The sequence below is a fragment of the Kribbella sp. VKM Ac-2568 genome (assembly GCF_004345365.1).
In the GTDB taxonomy this organism is placed as follows: Bacteria; Actinomycetota; Actinomycetes; order Propionibacteriales; family Kribbellaceae; genus Kribbella; species Kribbella orskensis.
The window spans coordinates 52,126-76,358 of record NZ_SLVF01000014.1; the positions used below are offsets into that span (position 1 = coordinate 52,126).

The 24,233-nt window shown below is 68.8% G+C and carries 20 protein-coding genes; 5 read left to right on the forward strand and 15 right to left on the reverse strand.

Annotated features, from left to right (window positions below):
* Positions 1–479: 479 nt before the first annotated feature.
* Complete coding sequence (locus tag EV648_RS33755; RefSeq protein WP_199234962.1) at positions 480–1,598, forward strand: NAD(P)/FAD-dependent oxidoreductase; 1,119 nt, start codon at positions 480–482, stop codon at positions 1,596–1,598.
* The gene (locus EV648_RS33760; protein WP_158294143.1) at positions 1,540–3,432 is read left to right on the forward strand and encodes a multicopper oxidase family protein; all 1,893 of its coding nucleotides are present in this window, start codon (positions 1,540–1,542) and stop codon (positions 3,430–3,432) included. Before EV648_RS33755 ends, EV648_RS33760 begins: the two co-directional genes overlap by 59 nt.
* Positions 3,433–3,631: 199 nt before the next feature.
* Here the strand turns inward: EV648_RS33760 and EV648_RS33765 are convergent, their stop codons facing one another.
* On the reverse strand, positions 3,632–4,885 hold the full coding sequence (locus EV648_RS33765; RefSeq protein WP_132299178.1) for an RNA polymerase sigma factor: 1,254 nt from the start codon (positions 4,883–4,885) through the stop codon (positions 3,632–3,634).
* 75 nt (positions 4,886–4,960) lie between these two features.
* On the opposite strand from EV648_RS33765, the gene EV648_RS33770 reads away from it, so the two are divergent.
* Entirely contained in the window at positions 4,961–5,773 is an 813-nt protein-coding gene (locus EV648_RS33770; RefSeq protein WP_132299179.1) for an SDR family NAD(P)-dependent oxidoreductase, read from the forward strand.
* 11 nt (positions 5,774–5,784) lie between these two features.
* Here the strand turns inward: EV648_RS33770 and EV648_RS33775 are convergent, their stop codons facing one another.
* From EV648_RS33775 to EV648_RS33800, 6 genes are all read right to left on the reverse strand, one after another.
* On the reverse strand, positions 5,785–7,377 hold the full coding sequence (locus EV648_RS33775) for an NAD(P)/FAD-dependent oxidoreductase (RefSeq protein WP_132299180.1): 1,593 nt from the start codon (positions 7,375–7,377) through the stop codon (positions 5,785–5,787).
* A 10-nt stretch (positions 7,378–7,387) separates the two neighbouring features.
* Positions 7,388–8,218 (reverse strand): CoA ester lyase, encoded by an 831-nt coding sequence (locus EV648_RS33780; RefSeq protein ID WP_132299181.1) that lies wholly within the window; start codon positions 8,216–8,218, stop codon positions 7,388–7,390.
* Positions 8,219–9,406, reverse strand: a complete 1,188-nt coding sequence (locus tag EV648_RS33785; protein ID WP_132299182.1) for a CaiB/BaiF CoA-transferase family protein — start codon at positions 9,404–9,406, stop codon at positions 8,219–8,221. It abuts the gene before it with no gap.
* A 63-nt stretch (positions 9,407–9,469) separates the two neighbouring features.
* Positions 9,470–11,461 carry an SUMF1/EgtB/PvdO family nonheme iron enzyme gene (locus EV648_RS33790; RefSeq protein WP_132299183.1) on the reverse strand — a complete coding sequence of 664 codons (1,992 nt, stop codon included), beginning with the start codon at positions 11,459–11,461 and terminating at the stop codon, positions 9,470–9,472.
* Positions 11,458–12,366, reverse strand: a complete 909-nt coding sequence (locus tag EV648_RS33795) for a ribokinase (RefSeq protein ID WP_132299184.1) — start codon at positions 12,364–12,366, stop codon at positions 11,458–11,460. The genes EV648_RS33790 and EV648_RS33795 overlap by 4 nt, the downstream gene beginning before the upstream one ends.
* On the reverse strand, positions 12,359–13,672 hold the full coding sequence (locus EV648_RS33800) for an ADP-ribosylglycohydrolase family protein (RefSeq protein WP_132299185.1): 1,314 nt from the start codon (positions 13,670–13,672) through the stop codon (positions 12,359–12,361). Before EV648_RS33800 ends, EV648_RS33795 begins: the two co-directional genes overlap by 8 nt.
* 86 nt (positions 13,673–13,758) lie before the next feature.
* Between EV648_RS33800 and EV648_RS33805 the strand changes: the two genes are divergently transcribed.
* Both EV648_RS33805 and EV648_RS33810 read left to right on the forward strand, forming a co-directional pair.
* A complete protein-coding gene (locus tag EV648_RS33805) occupies positions 13,759–15,354 on the forward strand; it encodes an alkaline phosphatase (RefSeq protein ID WP_132299186.1) in 1,596 nt (531 codons plus the stop codon).
* A gap of 15 nt (positions 15,355–15,369) precedes the next feature.
* Entirely contained in the window at positions 15,370–16,197 is an 828-nt protein-coding gene (locus EV648_RS33810) for a discoidin domain-containing protein (RefSeq protein WP_132299187.1), read from the forward strand.
* A 2-nt stretch (positions 16,198–16,199) separates the two neighbouring features.
* On the opposite strand, the gene EV648_RS33815 is transcribed toward EV648_RS33810, so the two are convergent.
* The 8 genes from EV648_RS33815 to EV648_RS33850 all read right to left on the reverse strand — a co-directional run bounded on the left by EV648_RS33815 (position 16,200) and on the right by EV648_RS33850 (position 24,139).
* Positions 16,200–17,348 (reverse strand): ADP-ribosylglycohydrolase family protein, encoded by a 1,149-nt coding sequence (locus EV648_RS33815; protein ID WP_132299188.1) that lies wholly within the window; start codon positions 17,346–17,348, stop codon positions 16,200–16,202.
* Positions 17,348–18,628: an ABC transporter substrate-binding protein gene (locus EV648_RS33820; RefSeq protein ID WP_132299189.1), complete on the reverse strand. Its 1,281-nt coding sequence runs from the start codon at positions 18,626–18,628 to the stop codon at positions 17,348–17,350. Before EV648_RS33820 ends, EV648_RS33815 begins: the two co-directional genes overlap by 1 nt.
* A gap of 24 nt (positions 18,629–18,652) precedes the next feature.
* Positions 18,653–19,486, reverse strand: a complete 834-nt coding sequence (locus EV648_RS33825) for a carbohydrate ABC transporter permease (protein ID WP_132194718.1) — start codon at positions 19,484–19,486, stop codon at positions 18,653–18,655.
* Positions 19,483–20,415 (reverse strand): carbohydrate ABC transporter permease, encoded by a 933-nt coding sequence (locus tag EV648_RS33830; protein ID WP_132299190.1) that lies wholly within the window; start codon positions 20,413–20,415, stop codon positions 19,483–19,485. The genes EV648_RS33825 and EV648_RS33830 overlap by 4 nt, the downstream gene beginning before the upstream one ends.
* Positions 20,412–21,401, reverse strand: coding sequence for a LacI family DNA-binding transcriptional regulator (locus EV648_RS33835; RefSeq protein ID WP_132299191.1), 990 nt, complete (start codon positions 21,399–21,401; stop codon positions 20,412–20,414). Before EV648_RS33835 ends, EV648_RS33830 begins: the two co-directional genes overlap by 4 nt.
* A gap of 159 nt (positions 21,402–21,560) precedes the next feature.
* Positions 21,561–22,511 (reverse strand): TrkA family potassium uptake protein, encoded by a 951-nt coding sequence (locus EV648_RS33840; protein ID WP_241995898.1) that lies wholly within the window; start codon positions 22,509–22,511, stop codon positions 21,561–21,563.
* On the reverse strand, positions 22,483–23,598 hold the full coding sequence (locus tag EV648_RS33845) for a GNAT family N-acetyltransferase (protein ID WP_241995855.1): 1,116 nt from the start codon (positions 23,596–23,598) through the stop codon (positions 22,483–22,485). The genes EV648_RS33840 and EV648_RS33845 overlap by 29 nt, the downstream gene beginning before the upstream one ends.
* Before the next feature lie 145 nt (positions 23,599–23,743).
* Positions 23,744–24,139 (reverse strand): hypothetical protein, encoded by a 396-nt coding sequence (locus EV648_RS33850; protein ID WP_241995856.1) that lies wholly within the window; start codon positions 24,137–24,139, stop codon positions 23,744–23,746.
* Positions 24,140–24,233: the final 94 nt, after the last annotated feature.

Sequence of the window (24,233 nt, forward strand, 5' to 3'; positions counted from 1 at the left end):
GGGCCCGATGCACCATCCGGCAACGATCAATCCAGTCCGGTCGGGCTCGTTCCTCGCAACGGGCCTCCTGATGTCAACCCCGCCACCCGCTGCACGCCTTACGCCGACGTCTCGACACCACCGACCGGTAGAGCGGAAACTGCCAGCATGGCCGAGACACCGCTCATCCCGGAGGACGCGGAAACTAGAGCTCTGTCCGTGCCTTCCCGAGGACATATCGGTCTGGTGGTGCTTGGCAGCCTCGCCTCGGGCCTAGTGGCCGCGTTGGTCCTGGCCCTGCTGGTGGCGGTGGGTTCCGGGAGCCGAGCGGGCGGCCGTGCGCAAGGCGGCAGGTGGCACCGTCGAGGACCTTCCTGGGTTGGTGATCGGCAGGCACCGGGAGGTGTTCAGACGTGAACGGTGGAGGAGCCGACGAACGGCTGGAACCGTCTGCTCGGGCAGCAGGAGCTGCCTGGCGGGGGGTTGGTGATGATGACCGCGTGGAGGTCATCGTGGTGGGTGCGGGCCAGGCCGGGCTGGCGATCGGGTTCTTTCTGGCACGTCGTGGTCGCCGGTTCATAATCCTCGAGGCCGCCGACACGGTGGGTGCAGCATGGCGGGACCGGTGGGATTCGCTTGCCCTGTTCACACCGCGCCGGTATGACGCACTCCCCGGAGTGGCCTTCCCGGGGGATCCCGACGGTTACCCGACTCGTGACGAGGTGACCTCATATCTGAAGGCGTATGCGGAGACCTACAAGCTCCCGGTAGTTTTGAACAGTGCCGTCAGGTCACTGACCCAGATCGACGATGGGTTTCAGCTCGAGTGCAGCGGCAGGAGAGTGAGGGCAGACCAGGTCGTGGTGGCGACCGGTCCGTTCCAGCTGCCGTTCACGCCGGCGCTGGCCGGTCAGCTCGGTCCTGAGGTCTTCCAGATGCACAGCACGGGGTACCGGCAACCGCGGGACATCCCGGCGGGGACCGTGCTGGTTGTCGGTGGGGGCAACACCGGTTTCCAGATCGCGACGGAGCTCACCGGCACACACGCGGTCCACCTCTCGGTCGGCTCACGGCAAACGCCACTGCCCCAGAAGGTTTGGCACCGCGACTTGTTCTGGTGGCTCACCAAGACAGGGTTACTCAACATGACTGTCGATTCACGTCTCGGGCGCCGGCTGAGCGAGCGAGAGACACTCATCGGCTCAAGCCCAAGGCAGCTCAGGCGTCTCGGTGTCGATCTGCATCCGAGAGCGGTCAGCGCGTCGAACAACACCGTGAACTTCGCTGACGGCACCCAACTCCGCGTCGACGCAGTCGTATGGGCAACCGGATACCAGCACGACTACTCCTGGATCGAGGCCCCGGTACTGGATGCCGGAGGACGGGTCCGCCACCACAGAGGGGTGACCAACCTGCCGGGACTCTACTTTCTCGGCCTGTACTGGCAACACACCCGCGGCTCAGCGTTGCTCGGCTGGGTGAAGGACGACGCCGAGTACATCGCCACACAGATCCAGATCCTGGCCGACAGCCGCAAACTGCCGCCCGATGCAGCCAATCGTGAACACCCCGACGCGGGAGAAAGCCAGGAGGAGGCCAATCATGTCGAGCCCCAGTGACCACACCGAAAGTGAGAATCGCGGAAACTTCCCCACCGACATACGTGACCTTCCAGAATCCCAGCCATCCGAGATCGTCTCTCTCGCAAACGGGGAAGAGTTCGACCTGCGTATCGCTCCGATGGTCAAACGGCTGGGCGATGCGACTGTGCGCATGCTTGCCTACAACGGGTCGGTGCCCGGGCCAACCATGCGGGTTCAGCAGGGTTCGGAAGTGGTCATCAACGTGACCAACGAGGCCGACACCGAGGCCACCGTGCACTGGCACGGGCTACGGTTGGAGAACGCCTATGACGGGACCCACGAAACCCAGACACCGATGCAGGTGGGTCAGAGCTTCAGCTATCGACTGCAGTTCCACGATCCCGGCCTGTACTGGTACCACCCCCACATCCGCGAGGACTACGGCCAGGAGATGGGCCTGTACGGCAACATCGTGGTCGTCCCATCGGACCCCGACTATTGGCCCCCGGTGAACCGGGAGGAGCTGATCACCCTCGACGATGTGTTGCTCGAGAACGGTCAGATCGCGTCGTTCAGCCGCACCGAGACGACGTACGTGGCGATGGGGCGGTTCGGCAACACCATGCTCATCAGCGGTGACGTCGCCGCTGAACTGTCGGCCGACCTCGGGGAGGTGGTCCGCTTCTACTTCACCAATACGGCCAACACGCGGGTCTTCAATGTCGGCTTCGACATGGCCCGGATGAAGCTGGTGGGTGGTGACAGCGGCAGGGTCGAGCAGGAAGCCTTCGTGACTGAGGTGATGCTTGCGCCGTCGGAGCGGATCGTCGTCGACGTCCTGTTCGACCAGCCTGGGATGGTGACCCTCGAGCACCGGCATCCGGAGCGCACCTATCCCCTGGCGTCAGTCACTGTTCGCGAGACCCCGGCCGAGCCGGAACTGAGCAAGCAGTTCGAGGTGCTTCGCACCAACGCCGACATGACAGCCGAACGGGATCGGCTGGACCGGTACCGCGATGTGGCGCCGGACAAGACGCTCGCGTTCGTGGCTGAAATGGACATGGGTGTACCCGACGGCCCCATCGTCTACTCCTGCCCCATGCACACCGAGGTGATAAGCGTCGATGAGGGAACCTGCCCCAACTGCGGAATGAAGCTGCTAGCCATCTCCGTCGCCCTCACCTACACCTGCCCGATGCACTCCGAAGTCATCACCGCCGACCAAGGCCGATGCCCGCACTGCGGCATGAAGCTTGTTGCCGTTGCCGCCACCTACACCTGCCCGATGCATCCCGACGTCGTGAGCGACTCACCCGACCGCTGCCCCCATTGCGGGATGAAGCTCATGCCGTCGCAACTCGTCAACGAGGCCCAAGAACACCACGGCGACGAACCCACCCATGCCCAGCACCACGCGACCGACCAGCAGCACGGCCACGCGGGCGGTGACAACCATGACGCGACTGGTGGCATCGAGTGGGAAGACGACATGGTCGACGTCAACCGGATCACCACACCGGCCAACATGCGCTGGAAGCTCGTCGACCGCAGCACCGGTGGGGAGAACCATGCGATCGACTGGCACTTCAAGGTCGGCGATCAGGTGAAGATCAGGCTGGTCAACGAAATGGACTCCGACCACCCAATGCACCACCCCTTCCACATCCACGGCGCGGGCCGATTCCTTGTCATGAGCCGCGACGACACCGTCGAGCCCAATCTCGTCTGGAAAGACACCGTTCTCGTGCGCACAGGCGAAACCGTCGACATCCTCCTCGACGTGACCAACCCCGGTCTCTGGATGGCGCACTGCCACATCGCCGAACACCACGAGAGCGGAATGATGTTCAGCTTCAGCGTCGACCCCTAGCCCGTACCGACCGAATCCCCACATCCACGTTTGCACCTCGGCCAGAATCGTCGCGACCCCAAGCTCGCGCTCTCCCCTAAGCACGAGGCTCGGCTGTACCGATCCTCCGCATCCACCCCGACAACGCCGCCAGCTCGGCTGCCTGCAAGCTCATGCCGCAGCTGTAAACCGAAATTACAACTCAGTCGCGTGGCCCGGCTCACGGCAGGGTGAGGCCGGCGGCTTTGCCCGTCAGGTAGCGCTGCTCCGGCAGGCTCGTCGTACGGCGGGCTGCTGCGAGGTAGTGCTCGCGGGCCTCCGGCAGGCGGCCGAGGCGCTCAAGGAGGTGGGCGCGGACGGAGTCGAGCCGGTGGTTGTCGGTCATCCGGTTGTCGTCGTCCAGGGTGGCGAGCAGGTCGAGGCCGGCCTGGGCGCCTTCCACCTGGGCGAGGGCGATCGCGCGGTTGAGCTTGACCATCGGGTTCGGCGAGATCCTCTCGAGCAGGAGGTACAGCGCCAGGATCTGCGGCCAGTCGGTCTCGTCGGCGCTCGGGGCCTCCGCGTGGATCGCGGCGATGGCGGCCTGCAGTTGGTACGGGCCGACCTCGCCGTGGGCGAGCGTCCGCAGGATCAGCGCGGCGCCTTCGGCGATCGGTTCCTGCAACCAGAGGCTCCGGTCCTGCTCGTCGATCGGGATCAGGCTGCCGTCCGGGCCCGAGCGCGCGAGGCGGCGGGAGTCGGTCAACAGCATCAGCGCGAGCAGGCCGGCGACCTCGCCCTCGTCCGGCAGGAGTTGGTAGAGCAGCCGCGTGAGCCGGATCGCCTCGGCGGTCAGTTCCACGCGTTGAAGGTCGGCGCCCGAGGTGGCCGTGTAGCCCTCGTTGAAGATCAGGTAGAGCACCTGGAGGACCACCCGGAGGCGGTCGGCGCGCTCCTCCGCGGGCGGCATCGCGAACCGGCTGCCGGCGGCCTTGATGCTCTTCTTGGCGCGACTGATCCGCGGTGCCATCGTAGCGTCGGGCACCATGAACGCCTTCGCGATCTCGGCCGTGGTCAGACCGCCGACCGCGCGGAGCGTCAGCGCGACCTGGGAGGCCGGGGTGACTGCCGGATGGCAGCAGAGGAAGAGCAGGGTGAGCGTGTCGTCGGACTCCGGCGGCTGGTCCTGATCGGCGCCAGGGGCAACGAACTCCTGAGGGCCGGCCATCGCGGCGACCGTGTCCTCACGGCGGCGACGGGCGTTCTCACTCCTGAACAGGTCCGTCAGCCGCCGGGTCGCGACGGTGATCAACCAGCCGCGCGGGTTCGTCGGCACCCCATCCACCGGCCACTGCGTCGCAGCCGCGAGCAGAGCCTCCTGTACTGCGTCCTCGCACGCGTCGAACTGCCCGTTCCGCCGAGCCAGGAACCCCAGCACCTGAGGCGCCAACTCCCGCAGCAGGTCCTCTACCCGATACTCCTCGTTCCCCTCCATACCTCCACCCTCGCACTCCCCCGGCGCAACCCCAACCACACCCGCCCCGCAGGCGCCGTGGCCTAGGGTGATGGGGTGGAGCTCGAGGGGGCGACGATTGTCCTGACCGGTGCGACGACGGGTATCGGTCGCGCTACCGCGGTCGCGTTGGCTCAGCGGACTCGGCGGCTGATCGTCCACGGACCACAGTCGCCAACCCAGGTCACAGATCTGATGAACCAGCTCCGGGCTGGGATGCGGGCCGGTGGTGGGGTCGTCTACCTGCAGGCCGACTACGGAGAGCTAGAGGCGGTCGGGCGGTTGACTGAGGGAATCCGGTCCGCGACGGATCGGATCGACGTACTGATCAACAACGCTGCCCGGCCCGGCGCACCCGCTCGTACGCTGAGCCGCGACGGCATCGAGCTCACGCTACAGACGAACTACCTGGCACCCGTTGCGCTCACCACCACGCTCCTCGAATTGATGCCAACCGGCCGGATCGTCAACGTGGCGTCGGCGACTCACCTGTCCGCGACGCTCCACCTGAATGATCTCGAGCTCGCGCGGCACGCATATGCGCCGTCCACCGCCTACGCACTCTCGAAGCTCGCGCTGGTGACGTACACCTGCTGGCTCGCGAAGAACCTGCCAAACCCATCCATCGAGGTGGTCAGCATGCACCCCGGGGTGATCGCGACGGACCTGTTGCACGCGATGTTCTCCATCGGCGGCGACAGCGTCGAGTACGCCGCCGCGAACCTGCTCGAGGTCGCCTCACTCTCTGGAGACAACGGCACGTACTACGACGAGCGCGTGCCCGCACCTCCGAACCCGATCGCCCAGGACCCCGAAACCCAGACCCGCCTCCACCAGCTCACCACCAACCTCCTCGGGCGGCGGGCCTGACGCCAGGCTGTTCAGCGTTGGAGGCGGCGGAGGGCGGTTGTGGTGGGGATCCGGGTCAGGGGGCCCACGAGGGAGGCGTCGCGCAGAGCTGTTCGGGCAGCCAGGTGGCCGCAGGCGCCGTGGACTCCAGGGCCGGGGTGGATGGCTGAGCTGCCCAGGTAGAGACCGGAGACGACAGTGCGGGGGCTGCCCAGACCGATGGTCGGGCGGAAGATCAGCTGCTGGTGGAGTTGGGAGGTGCCGCCACCCAGGGCACCCATTCCCAGCGAGGCGTTGCCCGCCGTGAGGTCGGTCGGGCGCTGGAGGTCGCGGTCCACCACCAGGTCGAGGAATCCGGGAGCGTGACGTTCGATCGCGCGATCCATCCGGGCTGCCAGCTTGTCCGCGGACGCGTCGTCGGCGATTCCCCGTGGCAGGTGTGAGTAGGCCCAGACGGCCTCCGAACCGGCCGGTGATCGAGTGGGATCCGCCTTGCTGGTCTGGCCGATCAGCAGGAAGGGTGCCGACGGCAACCGCCCGGTGTCGAGATCCGCGGACAGGTGGACCAGGTCGTCCGCGGTACCGCCGAGGTGGATGACCCCGGCCGAGTGTGCCTCCGCCGCGCGCCACGGGATCGGCCCGCTGAGCCGGTAGTTCACCTTGACGGTCGGGTAGTCCCACTCGAACCGCTCGAGGTCCCGCCGCAGCCCGGAAGGAACACTTGCTGCTGGCAACAGTTCGCCGTACAGGGTCGGGGCGGAGACGTCGGCGATCACCGCGCGGCGGACGGAGATCGTCTCGCCCGAGGCAGTGCGGACTCCCGTCACTTTCCCGGCTACGACGTCGATGCCCGTGACCGGAATACCGGAGGCGAAGAGGACGCCGGCGAGCTCGGCGCGGCGGACGAGTGCCTTCGACAGTGAACTGGATCCGCCGGCGGCGACAGGGAAGCCGACGTCCTGGGCGAGCATCGCGAGCAGCCAGCCCATGGTGCCGCTGACACTCCCGCTCAGGGAGGCATCGGCGTGGAACGCGTTCCCGGCCAGGAGAGCGCGCCCGCGCGGACCCTCGAAGAGTTCCTGGCCCATCCGGTGCATCGGCATCGCCATGAACCGCGCGAACCGGGCCAGCTCCCCCACCGACCCGAGCTTGCGTGCCAGCCGAAGCCCCGGCCCGACCGGCGGCCAGGAGGTGAGCAACGACTTCAGGAAGGGCTCGCGGATCTTCACGTAGAACTGGTAGAGCCGCAGCCAGGCGTCGCCGTCAGCCGGGTGATCGACCGCCAGAGACTCGGCGGTGTCGGTCGGGTCAGGATGGATCGTGGCCGCGGTCTCGTCGTCCGGATGCATGAGATGCGCCAGCGGCGCGGGAGCGTGCGCCCAGCGGAGCCCGTACTTCTCCAACTCCAGCGCCCGGAGCACCGGCGAGGCCACGCCCAGGGGATAGCTGGAGCTGAACCGATCACTGATCCAGCCGTCGCTCTCCTCCGAGCGCACTGCTCCACCGAAGAGATCCGCCGCCTCCAGGACGAGCACATCCCAGCCGGCGTCGGCCAGCCCGATCGCGCTCACCAGCCCGTTCGGCCCCGAACCGATCACCACAGCATCAACAGTGCGCGGCAGCATGCTCTCGACTCTAACTCTGGCGGGACTCGATCTCCTGCATCAGTGTGGTGAGTTCGTGGGCGCGGCCGAGCATCGCGGGGTCGACCATCCGGCCGTCGGGAAGCACGATCACGCCGCCATCCGCTACTCCGGCCTTGGCGACCGCGGCCAGCAGCGCGGCCGCCTCGGCAACCTGCGAGGCCGACGGCGTGAAGCACTCCACGATCGTCGGTAACTGCCGCGGGTGGATCGCCGTCCGGCCGACGAAGCCGAGCGCGCGGCCTTCGAGGCAGGTACGCCGCAGGCCTTCATCGTCCTTCACGTGCGGGTAGACCGACAGCATCGGCGCACCCAGGCCGGCCGCGCGCGAAGCCGACACGATCCGACCGCGCGCCCAGGCGAGACCTTCCGGCCCATCGACGCCGAGTGAGCTCGCCAGATCGGCCTCACCCAGCGCCACCGCGACCACCCGACGGTCAGCGGACGCGATCTCGAAGGCACGCTCCAGCCCGAGCGGCGACTCGATCAGCGCGGTGATCCTTGCCGACGGCACCTGTTGAAGCACCTGCCGGACGTCATCGGCGCTCTCCACCTTCGGCAGCCGGATCCGGACCGTCGGTACTGCGGCCAGCGCGGCCAGGTCGTCCTCGATCCACGGCGTCCCCGGCGCGTTCACCCGGACCTCGATCGCCGTGGATCCGTTGAACGCCGCGATCCAGGCAACCGCCCAGCCGCGAGCGTCCACCTTGTCGGCCACGGGCACGGCGTCCTCGAGGTCGAACACCACCAGATCGGGGCCAGAGGCAACAGCCTTGGCGAACCGGTCCGGCCTGTTCGCCGGCACATACAGAGCGGTGAGCACCTACACGACACCAGCTTCACGCAGCGCGGCCAGTTGCTCGGCGGTGACACCGATCTCGGCCAGTACGGCGTCCGTGTCCGCGCCGTGCGGGCGACCCGCCCAGCGGATCGACCCGGGCGACTCCGACAACCGGAACAACACGTTCTGCATCTGCACCGGACCGCCGAGCTCGTCGTCCTCGACGGACACGATCGTGTTCAGCGCGGCGTACTGCGGGTCCGTCATGATGCCGCGGATGTCGTGCACCGGGCCGACCGCCGCCTCGGCCTTCTCGAAGGCGAGCATGACCTCGTCCAGAGAGCGCTCCCTGATCCAGGAACCGACGGCCTCGTCCAGTTCGTCCGCATGCTCGGCCCGCTGCCGACCGGTCCCGAACCACGGCTGCGCGACCAGATCCGGACGCCCGACCAGGGTGACGACGCGCTCGGCGATGCTCTGCGAGCTCGTCGACACCGCGACCCATCGGCCGTCGACGGTCTGGTAGACGTTGCGCGGCGCGTTGTTCGACGAGCGGTTGCCCAGCCGGGGCTGGACGTAGCCGGTCTGCTGGTACGCCGTGATCTGGCCGCCGAGCATCATCAGGATCGGCTCGATGATGGCCATGTCGATCACCTGGCCGGCCCCGGACCGATCCCGCTCGCGCAGGGCCACCAGTACGGCGTACGCAGTGGCCAGGGCGGTGATGCCGTCGGCGAGGCCGAACGGCGGCAGGGTCGGCGGGCCGTCGGGTTCACCCGTGACGGCCGCGAACCCGCTCATCGCCTCGGCGAGCGACCCGAAGCCGGGGCGGCTCGACCACGGCCCGACCTGGCCGAAGGCGGTCACCCGGGCGATCACCAGGCGCGGGTTGGCCTCGAGCAGTACGTCGGGTCCGAGTCCCCAGCGTTCCAACGTGCCGGGCCGGAAGTTCTCGACCAGGACGTCGTTAGCCCGGACCAGGTCGAGGAACACGTCGCGGCCCTGGGACAGATCGAGCGTCGCGAGCCGCTTGTTCCGGCCGAGCGTCTTGAACCACAGCCCGACGCCGTCCTTGCTGGTCCCGTGACCGCGCGCCGCGTCCGGCCTGGACGGGTGCTCGATCTTCGTCACGTCCGCGCCGAAGTCCCCCAGGAACGTCGCCGCCAGCGGTCCCGCGAACAGCGTCGCCGCCTCCAGCACCTTCACTCCTTCGAGTGGCGCCGCCCTCATCCCGCCCCGCCTCTCACAACTCCACGAACAGCGATCATGCCGAGCACCGGAAGACTCCAGGTGTCATCCCGCGCACCGGAACCCGATGGTCTCCGAGCGGTCCAGGCCGCCGCCGGTGAGGACCAGCTTGAAGCTGACCTCCGGCTCCCGCGGCCCACCGTCGGAGTACCAGTCGGAGCCCTCGGCGACGTAGTGCGAGCCGCCCTTGAGGATGCAGAACCGGCTGCGTCCGTCGCGGTGCTCGCTCTCGGTCAGGTTCCACACCAGCGGTTCGGCGCGGGTGAACCCGTCCAGCCCGGCGGCAACCTGCCACTCGTCCTCGGTGGGCAGCCGCCCGCCACGCCAGGCCGCGTAGGAGCGGGCGTCCGGCAGGTCGACGTATGTCACCGGCTGATCCTCGGTGCCGGCCACGGGCGCGCCGTCCACCCAGTGCGCCAGGAACCGGTTCGCAACCTTCGGCCGGTACCCCGTCGCCGCCAGGAACTCGGCGTACTCGGCGTTGGTCACCTCGCGGATCGCCACTGGGATCTCGGAGAGCGTGACCTCGCGCAGAACCGTCTGGATGTCGTGCAGACGAGGAGGCAACGGCTTCCACTCCTCGACGTACGGCGCCTGGTCGTACAGCCCGGTCTCGCGCCGCCGGTGCCGAACGGTCAGAGAGCGCTCCCCGGCCGGTACGACGACCGTCGGGCCGAGTGTGGCTCCACCGGTCACCTCCGGTACGGCGACACGCTCCGTCCGAGCGACCGGGAACGCCGAGTCCTTGACATGCGGCCGGGAGAACGTACCGAGCCGGCGAGCGGTCGCCCGGCAGGTCTGGCCCGCCGTCGCCCCGATCCGGACGATCCCGGCGACCCCACGCCCCGGCACGACCAGGTGCACCCCGTCGTCGTCCGCGGTGATCGGCACGCCCGAGGTCACGTCGTACCAGTCGCCGACCTGGTCCTCGGAGTGCAGCACGACGCCTTCGAAGTCCTCGTCGTGGCGGTTGATCAGGGTCCAGAAGGTGACGTCGGCCAGCTCGAAGCGCGAGGCGAAGACGCCGTGCGCCCGGGCCTTGTCCGGGATCTCCGGGGTCAGCGGGATCCAGTCGCCGTTGATCAGAACGGGAGAGAACGCTCTCTGCGCCGCCACCATCCGGCGCAGCGTGGCCCGGTCCCTCGCGTTCCAGCCGACCCAGGCGGAGAACACGGACTCCCAGACCAGGATGCCGACGCCGTTCACCCAGGCGGACTGCAGTTCGTCGCTGTGGTCGCGGTTCCAGCGGCGGGTGTGGTGCATCATGTGCCGGCGCTCGAACAGGTGCGCCCGCAGGACGCCGGGCGCCCGGGTGTCGGCGAACCACTGCGCCCAGGACAGCGCGTGGTCCGCGATCCTTGCCAACGGCAACCTCGACTCGCCCTCGAAGGCGATCGCCGGATTCACCTTGCGCAGCGCCCGGGTGAAGGCCGGGTCGCCCTCCTTCAACGTGTCGAGAAAGGCGCCGTCGGCACCGAAGTCGGCGACCAGCGCGGCGAACTCCTCGGCGTCGGACCGGGCGGCCCGGCGGGTGCCGACGTCCCACGGGTTGTAGTCGAAGAAGACCTTCAGCCCGAGGTCGTGCAATGCGTCGATCAGTTCCTTCAGCCCCGGCACCTCACGGTAGAAGTCGAACTGGTTGCGCGAGTCGATCCCGATCACCGGGTACGCGTGCCACAGCACCACCGCGTCGTACCCGCCGAAGTCCTCGATCCCTTGCCGGACGAACTTCTCCGGCGTGAACCGGCCCGCGTCCACGTCGTACAGCTGGTCGTCCCACAGCCAGACCAGCGCCACCGAGTACGCCGTCTGGGTCCACTCGCGGCCAGGCACCTCATAGTGCGTGCCGCCGTCGTACCGGGTCCGGTCGTAGGCGCCCATCAACCACTCGGCGAGCTTGCCGCGCCAGCGGGGCAGGTCGGCCGGGTCGTCGGGGGCGCCGAGGATCTTGGCGTCGTCGAGGAAGGCCGGGTCGGCTCGCAGACCGAGGTCGACCTTGGCGGGCTGGTCGATCGGCCTGGGCTCGAGGGGGTTCACAGGTATACCTCCGCATAACGCGCGTCGATGACTTCCCCGTGAGGCACCGATGGGATCGCTCCCCCGGTTTGAACGCTCAATGAAGCAGCAACGTTAGCGCGTCGGACCGCATTCGTCAGGTCGCGCCCAGTGGTTGGCGCGGTAGTCGAGACGGTAGTTGATGCGGCAGCCAATGTCGCGGCCAGTACTCCGCAGAAGGTGTCGCCGGCCGCGGTGGTGTCGACCACCTCGACCGGCACGCCCGGGACCCGGATTTCCGCGGCGTCCCGGGTCAGGATCACCGCTCCCTCGGCGCCCAACGTGACCACCGCGGCGGGCACCCGTTCCAGCAGCGCCGACAGTTTCGGACCCCCCACAGCCTCGGCCTCCGTCTCGTTCACCACCAGCAGGTCGACGTGCGCGAGCAACTCGTCCGAGAGCTCCGCCGCGGGCGCCGCGTTGAGCACGAAGTACGAGCTCGCCGCCGCTGCCGCCTGCACCGTACCGAACGGGATCTCCAGTTGGGCAAGGACTATTTTCGCCTCGCGCACGGCGCGGAGCGCCTGCTCGGACAGCTCGAGCGTCGCGTTGGCCGACGGTGCGACGACGATCGAGTTCTCCCCGTCCTCGGCGACCGTGATGATCGCCGTACCGGTCGGCTGGTCGGAGGTCGAGACGAGAGACAGGTCGACCCCGGCCTCGCCGAGCGCGTCCCGCAGCAAGGTCCCGCCGTCATCCGCGCCGAGCGCGGCGACGAACGCGGTCGAGGCGCCGGACCGCGCGGCCGCGACCGCCTGGTTGGCACCCTTGCCGCCCGGCCCGCGGGTCAGCCCGCCGGCCAGCACGGTCTCGCCGGGCCGCGGGATCCGCTGGACCGGCAGCACCAGATCCACGTTCGCGCTCCCGACGACTACGACGTCAGCCACGCCGCTCCCCCTCGTCACTCGTCGCCGCCGCCACAGTCCGGGCGGCCAGCTCGTCGATCGCCACCTGGTTCATCCCGGGCAGGCTGGTGGCGATCCGGTTGTCCAATGGTCTGGACCACTCTGCCGGAACGCCGAGCACCGCGCCAAGTACCGCCCCGACAGTCGCGCCGGCCGAGTCGGTGTCCCACCCGCCCATCACCGCCCGGCCGATCCCGGTGGCGAAGTCCGGCGCGGTCAGCGCGTACGCCGTGAGGGCGCTGTTGTTGACCGAGTGCACCCAGTGCAGATGCCCGTACGCCGAGTGCAGCGCGTCGAGCGCCTCGTCCAGCGGAGCGTCGGCGAGGGACAACCCGAACCGAACGGCCCGGGCGATCTCACCATCGGCGTCGACCACCTCGAGACCGGCCAGCGCGACCTCGCGTGGATCGTCGAGCACCATGGCCGCCGCCGACATCGCCGCCACCCACAGCGCACCGTCGACACCCGAGCCGGTGTGGCTCAGCCGTGCGTCCGCCAGGGCGAGCTGAGCCGCGGCCATCCGGTCCCCCGGGCGCGTCCAGCCATAGGCATCGGTCCGGATCTGCGCGCCGATCCACTCGCGGAACGGATTCCGCACCAGCGCCGCCTGCAGCGGATCGACCCCTTCGAGAAGGTTGCGATAGGCAACCCGCTCGGCGGTGAACACCCGGCCGGCCGGCAGCTCGCCGAGCCACGCCTGCGCCACGTCCTCGGTGGTCAACGCCGAACCGTGCCGCTCCACCAACTGCAGCGCCAGGATCGCGAAGTTCAGGTCGTCGTCCTCGGGCATCCCGTCGATGACCTCACGCAGACTGGTCGGCTTCGACCGCCGGTTCCACGGCCACTTCGCCTGCACCTCGTCAGGCACTCCGACCGCGGTGATGTACTGCGTCAGCGGCCACTGCCCGGAGATCTCCAGGATCTCGCGGATGCCCTCGCGCGGGATCTTCTCCACGGGCTTGCCGAGCAAGTTGCCCGCGGCCCGGCCTAGCCACGCGTTCAGCACGCGCTCCGACAGGTCGGCCGATCCGGTCAGCTTGTCCAGCACCGGGATCACCGGCGGCGTCCACGCGGGAGTCCGCGAGTCCAGTTCGGCCAGCAACGCGCGGGCCAACTCCCGCAACTCCGCCGTCGCCGGCTTGTCGGAGGCACCCGACACCGGAGCGTCCGCAGTACCGCCGGCTCGGCGCCAGCGATCCTCGACGTCCGCGACGTCGACACCCTCTGCACGGCCTTGGACCAGCTGGTGCGGCAGCAGGTCCTCCGGCTGCACCCAGGTCAGTCTCATCGGAGCATTTCCTTCCACATCGCCTGTTGCGCCAGGTGAAACGCGCACCTGGTCACTCGTCTCACTGCGGCTCGATACTGCGTCACATGCTCTCCGCCGCCCGAGGTCTCGCCGCTGCCAAAGCCACTCGCCGTACTTTCCTCAGTGTCACCGGAGCCGCCGCCGCGCTGGCCCTCACCGGCAACCTGCCTGGTGTTGGCGCCACCGGCAGGCCGAAGCCCATCGGCAACCGACCGCTGTTCACCCTGGGAGTCGCCTCGGGTGATCCGCTGCCGGATGCCGTGGTGATCTGGACCCGGCTCGCGCCCGGACCGCTGGAACCGTTCGGCGGCATGGACGACTACGCCGTGGGGGTCGACTGGGAGGTCGCCGAGGATGAGCAGTTCCGACGGATCGTGCGCCGCGGGAAGGCTCAGGCGCGCCCCGAGTACGCGCACACCGTGCACGTCGACGTCCGCGGGTTGCGGCCCTGGCGGCATTACTTCTACCGGTTCCGCGTCGGCGCGCAGATCAGCCCGGTCGGACGCACCCGAACAGCGCCGGCCGCGACGGACCAGCCCGAGGTGACGATGGCGGTCGCGTCCTGCCAGGCCTTCTACGACGGGTACTACACGGCGTACCAGGACGTCGCCCGGCGCGACCATGATGTGGTGCTCTTCCTCGGCGACTACATCTACGAGGTCGGTGTCGGTCCGACGGCCGGGGTGCGCAACCAGGAGGTCCCGGTCGACTTCGCCGGCGAGATCTTCACGCTGGACGAGTACCGGGCGCGGTATGCGCTGCACAAGACCGACCCTGACCTGCAGGCCGCACATGCCGCCTCGGCCTGGGTGGTCACGCTCGACGACCACGAGGTCGAGGGCAACTGGGCCGGGTACATCTCCGAGGACGGGCTGTCCGAGGCGGAGTTCCTGGTCCGCCGGGCGAACGGGTTCCGGGCCTACTGGGAGCACATGCCGCTGCGGCTCGACCAGTCCGCCGACGGTCCGTCGATCCGCTTGCACCGGCACCTCCGGTACGGCCGGACCGCCGACCTGAGCGTCCTGGACACCCGGCAGTTCCGCTCCGACCAACCTGGCGACGGAAGCTGGCTGCCGCCGGATGAGGTGTCGCTCGACCCGGCCCGGACCCTCACCGGCGCAGCCCAGGAACGCTGGCTGCTGGACAATCTGCGGCGATCCACCGGCCGCTGGAACGTCGTCGCCCAGCAGGTCGCGATGGCCCAGCTGGACCGCAAGACCGGCGCGGGGCTGGAAGTGCCGATGGACACCTGGAATGGGTACGCCGCTTCCCGTCAGCGAGTGCTCTCCGGAGTTCGCGACCGCGGTGTGCGCAATCTCGTCGTCCTCACCGGCGACCTCCATCGCAGCGTCGCGTCCGACCTGAAGCCGGACTTCGACGACCCGTCCTCGCCCGTCGTCGGCAGTGAGTTCGTCACCACGTCGATCTCGTCCGGCAAGGACGGCGTCGACGTCGACACCACCGGCCGCGCGCTGCTCGCCGAGAACCCGCACGTCAAGTACCAGAACGTCCAGCGCGGCTACCTCAGCTGCACCCTCGACCGCGAGCGCTGGACGTCGGAGTTCCGCATCGTCGACCGCGTCACCACGCCCGGCGGTACGCCGTCCACCCGCGCCACCCTGGTCGTCGAGAACGGCGTCCCCGGCGTCAACCAGGCCTGAACGGATCGGAGCACCATGAAACGCGCCGCCCTGCTCGCCGTACCGCTCGCTCTGCTCGCCCCCGCGCTGGCCGTTGCCAACGGCAAGAGTCAGGTCACCGTCAGCGCCACCCCACAGCCCGTCGAGGTGGTGCCGCTGCCCTGCTTCCCGTCCGGCCGGCTCGCCCTCGGGATGACCAACACCGGCCGTAAGCCGATGATCGCCGACATGCGGATCAGCGCCGGGGCTCCGCTGATCCTGTCGCGCCACCAGTTCTCCAGCTATCTCCCGGTCGGCCAACTCGTCACCGCGCCGCTCGACGTACGCGTCCCGCGCGGTACACCGGAGGGCACCTTCACCGTCGACCTCGCCGCCGAGGGGCAACGACTCAGCGCTCCTGTAGTCGTCAAGCCAGCGCCGCCCAAGGGTCCCGGTGACAACCTGCTGCTCGGCGAGCAGGCCGTCGCCTCGTCGACGCACGGGAACATGAAGCTCTGCGGCGGTGTCGACGGCAACAGCGACTCCGAGCAATGGGGTGCCAGTGGTTGGCACGACGCCACCAAGGGCGCCTTCCCCGACTCGTACGGCGTCGACTTCACCGCTCCGACCACCGTCGGCCGGGTCGAGCTCCAGACCCTCGACTCGATCCGCTACCCGGCGGCCGTGATGGGTGTCCGCGACTTCGACGTCCAGGTTCGCGTCGGCGGCGCCTGGACCACCGTCGCGGAGCTCCGCGGCAATGTCGAGGGACACGTGAAGGTCACGTTCACCCCGATCGTCGCGGAGTCCGTGCGAGTCGTCGTGCAGGACTCCAACGACCACGGGTACTCCCGGATCGTGGAACTGCAGGCGTTCGACAGCTGACATCAGGTCAGGGCGTCCAGGGCGGCTGTACGCCGGGCCCACCGCTCGGCGTCGGCCTGGTGCAGGTCCTTCGCGACCGAGGCCATCACGCGGCCGGGCTGCTCCAGATCGGTCTTGCTCGCCTCGGCGATGGTCGTCGCCCAGTCCGCCGGTACGCCGGCCCGGCCGCTCAGCGCCCCGGTGATCGCGCCCGCCATCGACGCGATCGAGTCGGCGTCGCGGCCGTAGTTCGTCCCGCCCAGGACGGCCTGGCGCACGTCGCCACCCGACACGAGCACGAACCCGAGCGCCACCGGCAGTTCTTCGATCGCCTTGCTCCGGCTCGGCCGCCGGGCGTCCAGCGACTGGTCCCGGTAGTCCGGCCCGACCGTGTCGAACGGCTCGACCGCCTTGCGCAGCAAGGGAATCGCCTCTTCCCAGTCCGTCACCCCGTCGGCGGCGTCGACGATCGCCTCCACCGCGGACCGGGTGCCGTCCTTGGCCAGCGCCAGTGCCTGCTCGACGGCGGACGAGGCCGTTGCCCCGGGCACCATCGCGGCCGCGACCGCCGCGGCGAACACCCCGGCGGCCTCCCGTCCGTAGCTCGACTGGTGGGCGCCGGCCAGGTCGATCGCCTCGGCGTAGGCACCGGCGGGATCGCCGGCATTGGCGATCCCGACCGGCGCCACGTACATCGCCGCGCCACAGTTCACGATGTTGCCGACGCCCGCCTCGCGCGGGTCGATGTGCCCGTAGTGCAACCGCGCGACGAGCCACTTCTCGGCCAGGAAGACCCGTTGCAGCAGCAACGCGTCCGCCTCGAGCTCGGGGACCCAGCGGCGGCCCGACAGCATCTTCGGGACCAGCGACTCGGCGATCGCGTACGCGTCCAGGTGCGCGCGGCGTTCGTCGTACACCTCGACCAGCGCGTGCGTCATCAACGTGTCGTCGGTGATGTGCCCGTCGCCCTTGTGGTACGGCGCGATCGGCCGGGCGTTGCGCCAGTCGTCGTACCAGGGGCCGACGATGCCGGTCACCCAGCCGCTGTGCCGCTCCCGGATCGCCTCGGGGGTCCAGCCCTCGACGGCGCCACCGATCGCGTCGCCGACCGCCGAGCCGACGAGGGCCCCTACCGACTTGTCTTCGAGCACTGTGCTGGTCTCCTCGGGCATCAGCTGTTGACCTGGCCCCAACCGTCGTTCAGCTTCTTGCCGAGCGTGACCAGATCGATCTTGTTCGCCAGGAACTCCTGCAGCGCCGGAGTGGCGATCTGATCCTTCCACTTCGGGTAGTTCTCCACACTCTGGAACGGCGCCTTGGTCAGCTCGGCCCCGCTGGCCAGCGTCTGGGTCCAGCCGTTCTTGCCACCGGTCGCCTGCTGGATCGCGTCCCGGGCGGCCTGGGTGGTCGGGATCAGCCAGTCACCCTGACCGACGGCGGCCAGGTTCTCGGCCTTCATGAGGAAGTCGATGAACTGCGCGGACTCCTTGATGTGCTTGCCCTCGGCCGGCACCGACAGCGTCTGCGGGTTCGCGGCCTGCTTCTCCGAGCTGCCCTTCAGCGGCGGCAGCACCTCCCACTGGAAGCCCTTCGGCGCCTGCTCGACGATCTGCTGGGCGGCGTAGTTACCGCCGACGATCAACGCGTACTTGCCGCCGAAGAAGCCCGGCAGCACGTCCGAGCCACTCTGGGTCAGCGAGGTCGGGTCGATCGACTTGTCCGTGTAGGCCATCGCGTTGATCCGCTTCGGCACCTCGAGCTCGGGGTCGCCGATCTTGACCTGGGCGTCGCGGCCGGTGCCCTCGAAGAAGGCCGCGTCGAAGTTCATCCCGAGGTTCAGCACGGTCGCGGTCGGGCTCTTCAGGCCCCAGCCGAGCCCGTACTTGCCGCCCGCGGTGAGCTTCTTGGCGTCCGCCTGCAGCTGGTCCCAGCTGAGCGAGTCGCCCGTGGCCGAGACGCCCGCCTGCTTGAGCAGCGCGGAGTTGCCGAACACGACGTACGACTGGAGCAGGGTCGGCGCGGCGAACACCTTGCCGTCGCTGGACACCGTGTCCCAGACACCCTGCGGTACGGCGTCCTTCGTCTCCTGGCTCAGGTACTGCGAGAGGTCCGCGAGGTACCCCTGGTTCGCGAAGCCGGTGATGTCGGCGGACTCGTCCTGGATCACGTCCGGCGCGGTACCACCCTGGAACTGGGTGACGAGCTGGTCGTGCACCGAGTCCCAGCTGCCCTGCACGTACTCGACCTGGATGTTCGGGTTCGCCGCGTTCCAGTCCGCGACGATCTTCTTGGTCGCCGCGACGGTGGTCTTCTGGAAGGCGAGGCTCTGGAACTTCAGCGTCACCTTCTCCGTGGACCCGCTGTCACCGGAGCTGTTGTCACTGCCTCCACCACAGGCCGCGAGCGCCACCAGTGCGCCCGCCGCCATCAGGGCGGTCACTACTTTCTTCATGTTTTCTCCTCAGGGGGAAGGGACTCAGCCCTTGACAGCGCCACTCAGCAGACCGGAAGTCAGCCGGCGCTGAAGGAAGGCGAAGAACACCAGGCTCGGCACGGTGGCCAGGACGGACGCGGCCGCGAGTGGTCCGAACTGGACCTGGCCCTCGGCCCCGACGAAGCGGGCGAGCACCAGCGGCAGCGTCTTCAGTTGCGGGTCCTGCAACAGGACCAGGGCGAAGAAGAACTCGTTCCACGCCGAGATGAAGGTGAACATCGCGGTCGCGATCAGGCCCGGCCGCAGCAGCGGCATCACGATCGACACGATCGTGCGGACCCGGCTCGCGCCGTCCACCGACGCCGCCTCCTCCAGCTCCCGCGGTACGGCGGCGACGTAGCCCTGCAGCATCCACAGCGCGAACGGCAGCGACCAGACCATGTAGACGATCACCACACCGGGAATCGTGTTGGTCAGGTGCAGCGGCCGCAGGATCAGGAACAGCGGGATCACGATCAGGATCACCGGGAACACCTGGCTGACCAGGATCCAGCCGTTCGTGACCGGGCGCAGCCGGCTGCGGAACCGCGCCAGCGCGTACGCGACCGGCAGCGAGACGACCAGCACCAGCACGGTGGTGGCGACCGAGATCTGCAACGAGTTCAGCATCGACCGGACCAGGCCCTGCTCCTCCAGCGCGTCGCTGAAGTTCGACAGGTCCGGGTGCTTGGGCAGGAACGACGGCGTGATGCTGGCGAACTCCTGCGGCGACTTCAGCGAGCTGGAGATCAGCCATAGCAGCGGGAACGCCAGGAACACCAGGTAGCAGAGCACGGCGAGGTACTGCAGTGCGCGGGTGGTCGGCCTGGTTCTCATGCCTCACTCCTCAACCGGCTGCGCAGGTAGAAGGCGAGGAAGACGATGATGATGACGACCATCACGTCGCCCATCGCCGCCGCCATGCCGAAGTTCCCGTACCGGAACGCCTCGTTGTAGGCGAAGAGCATCGGCAGCATCGTCTTGCCGCCCGGGCCACCCGCGGTGAGCACGTAGACCAGCCCGAACGAGTTGAAGTTCCAGATCATGTCGAGGCTGGTGATCGCGATGATGACGGTGCGCAGTTGCGGCAGCGTGATGTACCAGAACTGGTGCCAAGCGCCGGCGCCGTCGACCGCGGCCGCCTCGTACAGGGAGCGGTCGATGCCCTGGAGTCCGGCCAGCAGCGTCACGGTCGTCATCGGCATGCCGACCCAGACACCGACCACGATCACCGCCGGCAGCGCGGTACTGAAGTCGCCGAGGAAGTTTATCGGGTGGTCGGTCAGGTGCAGACTCTGCAGGATCTCGTTGACCGGGCCGTTGGTCGGGTGCAGCAGGAGCCGCCACATGATCGCGACCACCACGGGCGGCATCGCCCACGGGATCAGCGCCAGCGTCCTGGCCACCCCGCGGAACTTCAGGTTCGTGTTCAGCAGCAGGGCCAGGCCGAGTGCCGCGACGAACTGCAGGATGGTCACCGACAGGGTCCAGATCAGGCCGATCCGGAAGGAGTCCCAGAACAGCTCGTTGTGCAGCAGCTTGGCGAAGTTGTCGAAGCCGATGAAGTTGGTGTCGACGTTCAGCCCGGCCCGCGCGTCGGTGAAGCCGAGCGCGATGCCGCGCAGCAGCGGGTACACACTGAGCAGCAGGACCGGCAACAGCGCGGGCAGGAACAGGAAGATCGCCTCCCGGTTCTGCTTCGGCCGGCCGGGCCGCTTCGACCCGCCGGCCTGCTCGGGGGCGGCGGTCAGGGTGGCAGTGCTCACGGCGTCGACCTCCGAACGCTCAGGGTCGGCTGGACGACGATCCGCTTCGGCTTCCGGCTGTCGTCGTCGATCCTTGCCAACAGCAACTCAGCGGCCCGGCGGCCTCGTTCGGCCGATCCCAGGTTGACGCTGGTCAGGGGCGGGAAGGACTGCTCGGCCAGCTCGCTGTCGTCCATCCCGATCACCGCGACGTCCGCCGGTACCGCGAGGCCGTACGCGGCGAGCTCGTGCATCACGCCGACGGCGAGCAGGTCGTTCGCACAGATCACCGCGTTCGGGCGGTTCGTCTTGAAGAACTCCTGACCAGCGGCGCGGCCGGCGGCAAAGGTAAAGTCGTCGGCCTCGATGGCACCGGCGGCCTCGAGCTTGTACTGCTTCAAAGCGTCGGCGAAACCTTTGGCCCGAGCGGCACCCGGGACGGTGTCCACCGGGCCGTTCACGAAGGCGATCCGGTCGCGGCCCTTGGTCAGCAGGTGTTCCACGGCCAAAGCCATTCCTTTCGGCGAGTTCGCGCGGACGGTGTCGACCCCCGCCGAGGCGGGCACGTTACCGGCGACGACCACCGGCACGTCGCACTCGCGGATCGACTTGATCAGGTCGTCATCCACCCGCAACGGACTGATCACGAGGCCGTCGGCGTAACCGCGCGCCATACCGCGGACCAGGGCGACCTCGTCGACCACGTCGGAGCCGGTGGTGGTCACGACCAGGCGATAACCAGCGGCGGAGACGACCTCCTCGACCGCGCGCATCATCGTCACGTAGACCGGGTTACCGACGTCGGCGACGGCCAGGGTGAGCTGGAAGGTGCGGCCCACCTTGAGCGATCTCGCGCGCGAGTCCGGCACGTAGCCGAGCTCCTGGACCGCGCGTTGCACCCGCACGACCATCTCCTCGGTCGCGGGCAGGCCGTTGAGGACCCGCGACACCGAGGCCACCGAAACCCCGGCGGCCCGGGCCACTTCCGCGATCGTCGGCCGGCTCACACAGTCTCCTGTAATCGTTCTTGTAATCGTTTACAAGCCAGACTGTAGAACCCCCGCGCAAGCCCCGTCAACACCGGACCACCCCGTCCCGTGGTCCGCACCCACGGCAACCGCCCACCAGCCGGACAGCTGATGGGCGGTTGAGGTATTCGGAGGAGGTTACTCGTCCTGTTCGTCGGCCCCCGGGCGCTCGGCCCAGGGAGTCTCCTTGGCCGGGCGGACGACGATGAGCTTGTCGCCGGCGGCGAGCACCGAGACGGAGGAGTCGTAGTACCGGTGGACCTTGCCGTCGCGGACGACCGAGACGACCCGGTCCGGGACCGAGGACGGCGCCTTGCCGACCTCGCGGCCGAGCACCGGGCGCTCGGCGACCTCGAGGCCCTCGCCGTAGGTGAGCAGGTCCTCCATCACCTCGCCGAGGTTCGGGCTGACCGCGGACAGGCCGAGCAGCCGGCCGACCGCCTCGGAGGAGGTGACCACCGCGTCCGCGCCGCTCTGCCGCAGCAGCGGGACGTTGTCCTCCTCGCGGACCGCGACGACGATGTGCGCGTTCGGGTTGAGCTGGCGGACCGCCAGGGTGACGAGCACCGCGGAGTCGTCGCGATCCGTGGTCACGATCACCTCGCGGGCGGTCATCACCTCGGCGCGCCGCAGTACGGTCCGGTTCGTCGCGTCGCCGTGGAAGGCGGCCATCTGGTCGTTGCCCGCGTCCCCGACCGCCTGCGCGCGCGGATCGATCACCACGATGGTCTCGCGCTTCACCCCGTTGCTCAGCAGCGTCTGCACGGCCGAGCGGCCCTTGGTGCCGTACCCGACCACCACGACATGGTCCTTCATGCGCTTCCTCCATCGCGAGTCGCGCATGATGCGACGACCTTCGTTCGCCAGGACTTCCAGGGTCGTGCCGACCAGTACCACCAGGAAGGCGATCCGCAGCGGCGTGACGAGGAAGGCGTTCACCAACCGGGCCGTCGGCGTCACCGGAGTGATGTCGCCGTACCCGGTCGTGGTCAGGGTGACGGTCGCGTAGTAGATGCTGTCGATCAGACTTACGCTGCCGTCGTAGGTGTCCTTGTAACCGTCACGGTCGACCACCACGATGAGCACCATCAGGGTCAGCAGCCCCAACGCGATCAGGAAGCGCCGGAACAGCTCCACCACCGGCGAGCGTGTGCTCGCGGGAAGGTTGACCAGTAGACCGTGCGGATTGCGACCGGGGGACAGGGATGGCACGCGTCTGACGATAGGGCACTGACGGCCGATCCACCGCATGCGACAGGCTCTGGTCGGACAGGGCGACCGTCACCATCAAGTGACCGCTGTCCTGCACCACCCGGGTCCGCATCCGCAATCCCTCGACGGTGCGGAGCATCCCGTCGTTCTCGGGCTGCACCATGCAGACCACTCGGTCCGCGCCCAGGTATCGCGACTCCTGGATCACCCGGCGCAGCAGTTGCGAGCCGAGGCCCTGGCGCTGCCAGCCGTCCTCGACCAGGACGGCCACCTCCATCGCCGTACCGCTGAGCTCCTCCCAGGGAGCCGCTGTCGCCATTCCGATCACGGCGTCGCCGACCGTCGCCACGATGGAGACGCCACCCGCGGGGGCGGACAGGTGCCTCGCAGTACGGGCGGTCAGCTTCGGCATCGGCACGTGGTACCGCCGGGTGCGGCTCTCGTACGAGCACCGCTCGTGCATGTCCACCACAGCCGACGCATCCTCGACAGTGGCCCTGCGCAACTCCGGTACTCCGCTGCCGGGGCGTGGGCCCTCCGTGACAGACGCCTGGTAGCGCTCGGCCAGGCGTCCCGCGATCTCGACCAGTACGTCGGCCCGGGCCCACTCGGCGGGCGTGTACTCCTCGAAGCCCTGCAGGGTCTCCAGTTCCTCGTCGACCGAGACCGGGTCGTCGATGAGCCGCAGTACGGCCCGCAGGTAGCGGGTCGGTGCGTCGCTGAGCACGTCGGCCTGGCACGGCCGGACCGTCGTGCTCGAGCAGCCGGCCTCGGCGACCAGAGCGGTCAGATCCTCCGCGGTCCAGCCGACCCCGGTGGAGATGACGAGTTCGTCGATCGCGCCGGACTCGGCGGTGAAGACTTCCAGACTCAGAATATTGATGTCATCCGCACCACAGCGTGCGGCGAGTTCGGCCAGGGCGCCGGGACGGTCGGCGAGTTCGGTCCTGATCTTCCAGAGCATGAGTGAGGCCCCTCCCTCGTGGCACCGCCCGGTTGCAGGCGGTTCGTTCCAGGGTGCGTGGGAGGTGTTGCCTAGCCGGGTCCTGCGTGTTACGCCGAGGTCAACCCTGGTGTGATCCAGGGCTCGTGAGAGGCGCTCACCACAGTCAGCTGCGACGCTTGAGGTGGGGCATCCGAGGGGCGATCTTGGGCTTCTGGGCGGTCAGCGCGACCGCGTCCTCGCGGCGGTCGAGATCGGCGTGCCGGAGCAGTTCGGGGTAGCTGGACTGCGGGACCGGCGGGTAGGTGGTGACGATCGCGTCGCCGCTGAAGACGAAGAAGATCGCCTGGCCGTCCTTGATCACCTTGAGCAGCGAGCCCTCGCGGACGGTGAGGGCGTGCTCGAGCGCCTTCTTCCGCGCCGACCGCTTCGCCAGCGCGGCCTGGAGCGCCTGCTGGGCCGGTTCCCGCCCGTGCTTGACCGCCTCGAACGCCATCGGCCCGTACCGGACGCCGTACTTGACGACGTTCTTGACCAAGCGACTCCGACCGGCTGATGCCATGCCTCCGACTGTACTGACCCCGGTGGTGTGTCGCGGTGCGTGGTTCTGTCCTGCCGGGACGTCGCACTGCCGGGTCGAAATGCGGTCTCGGGGC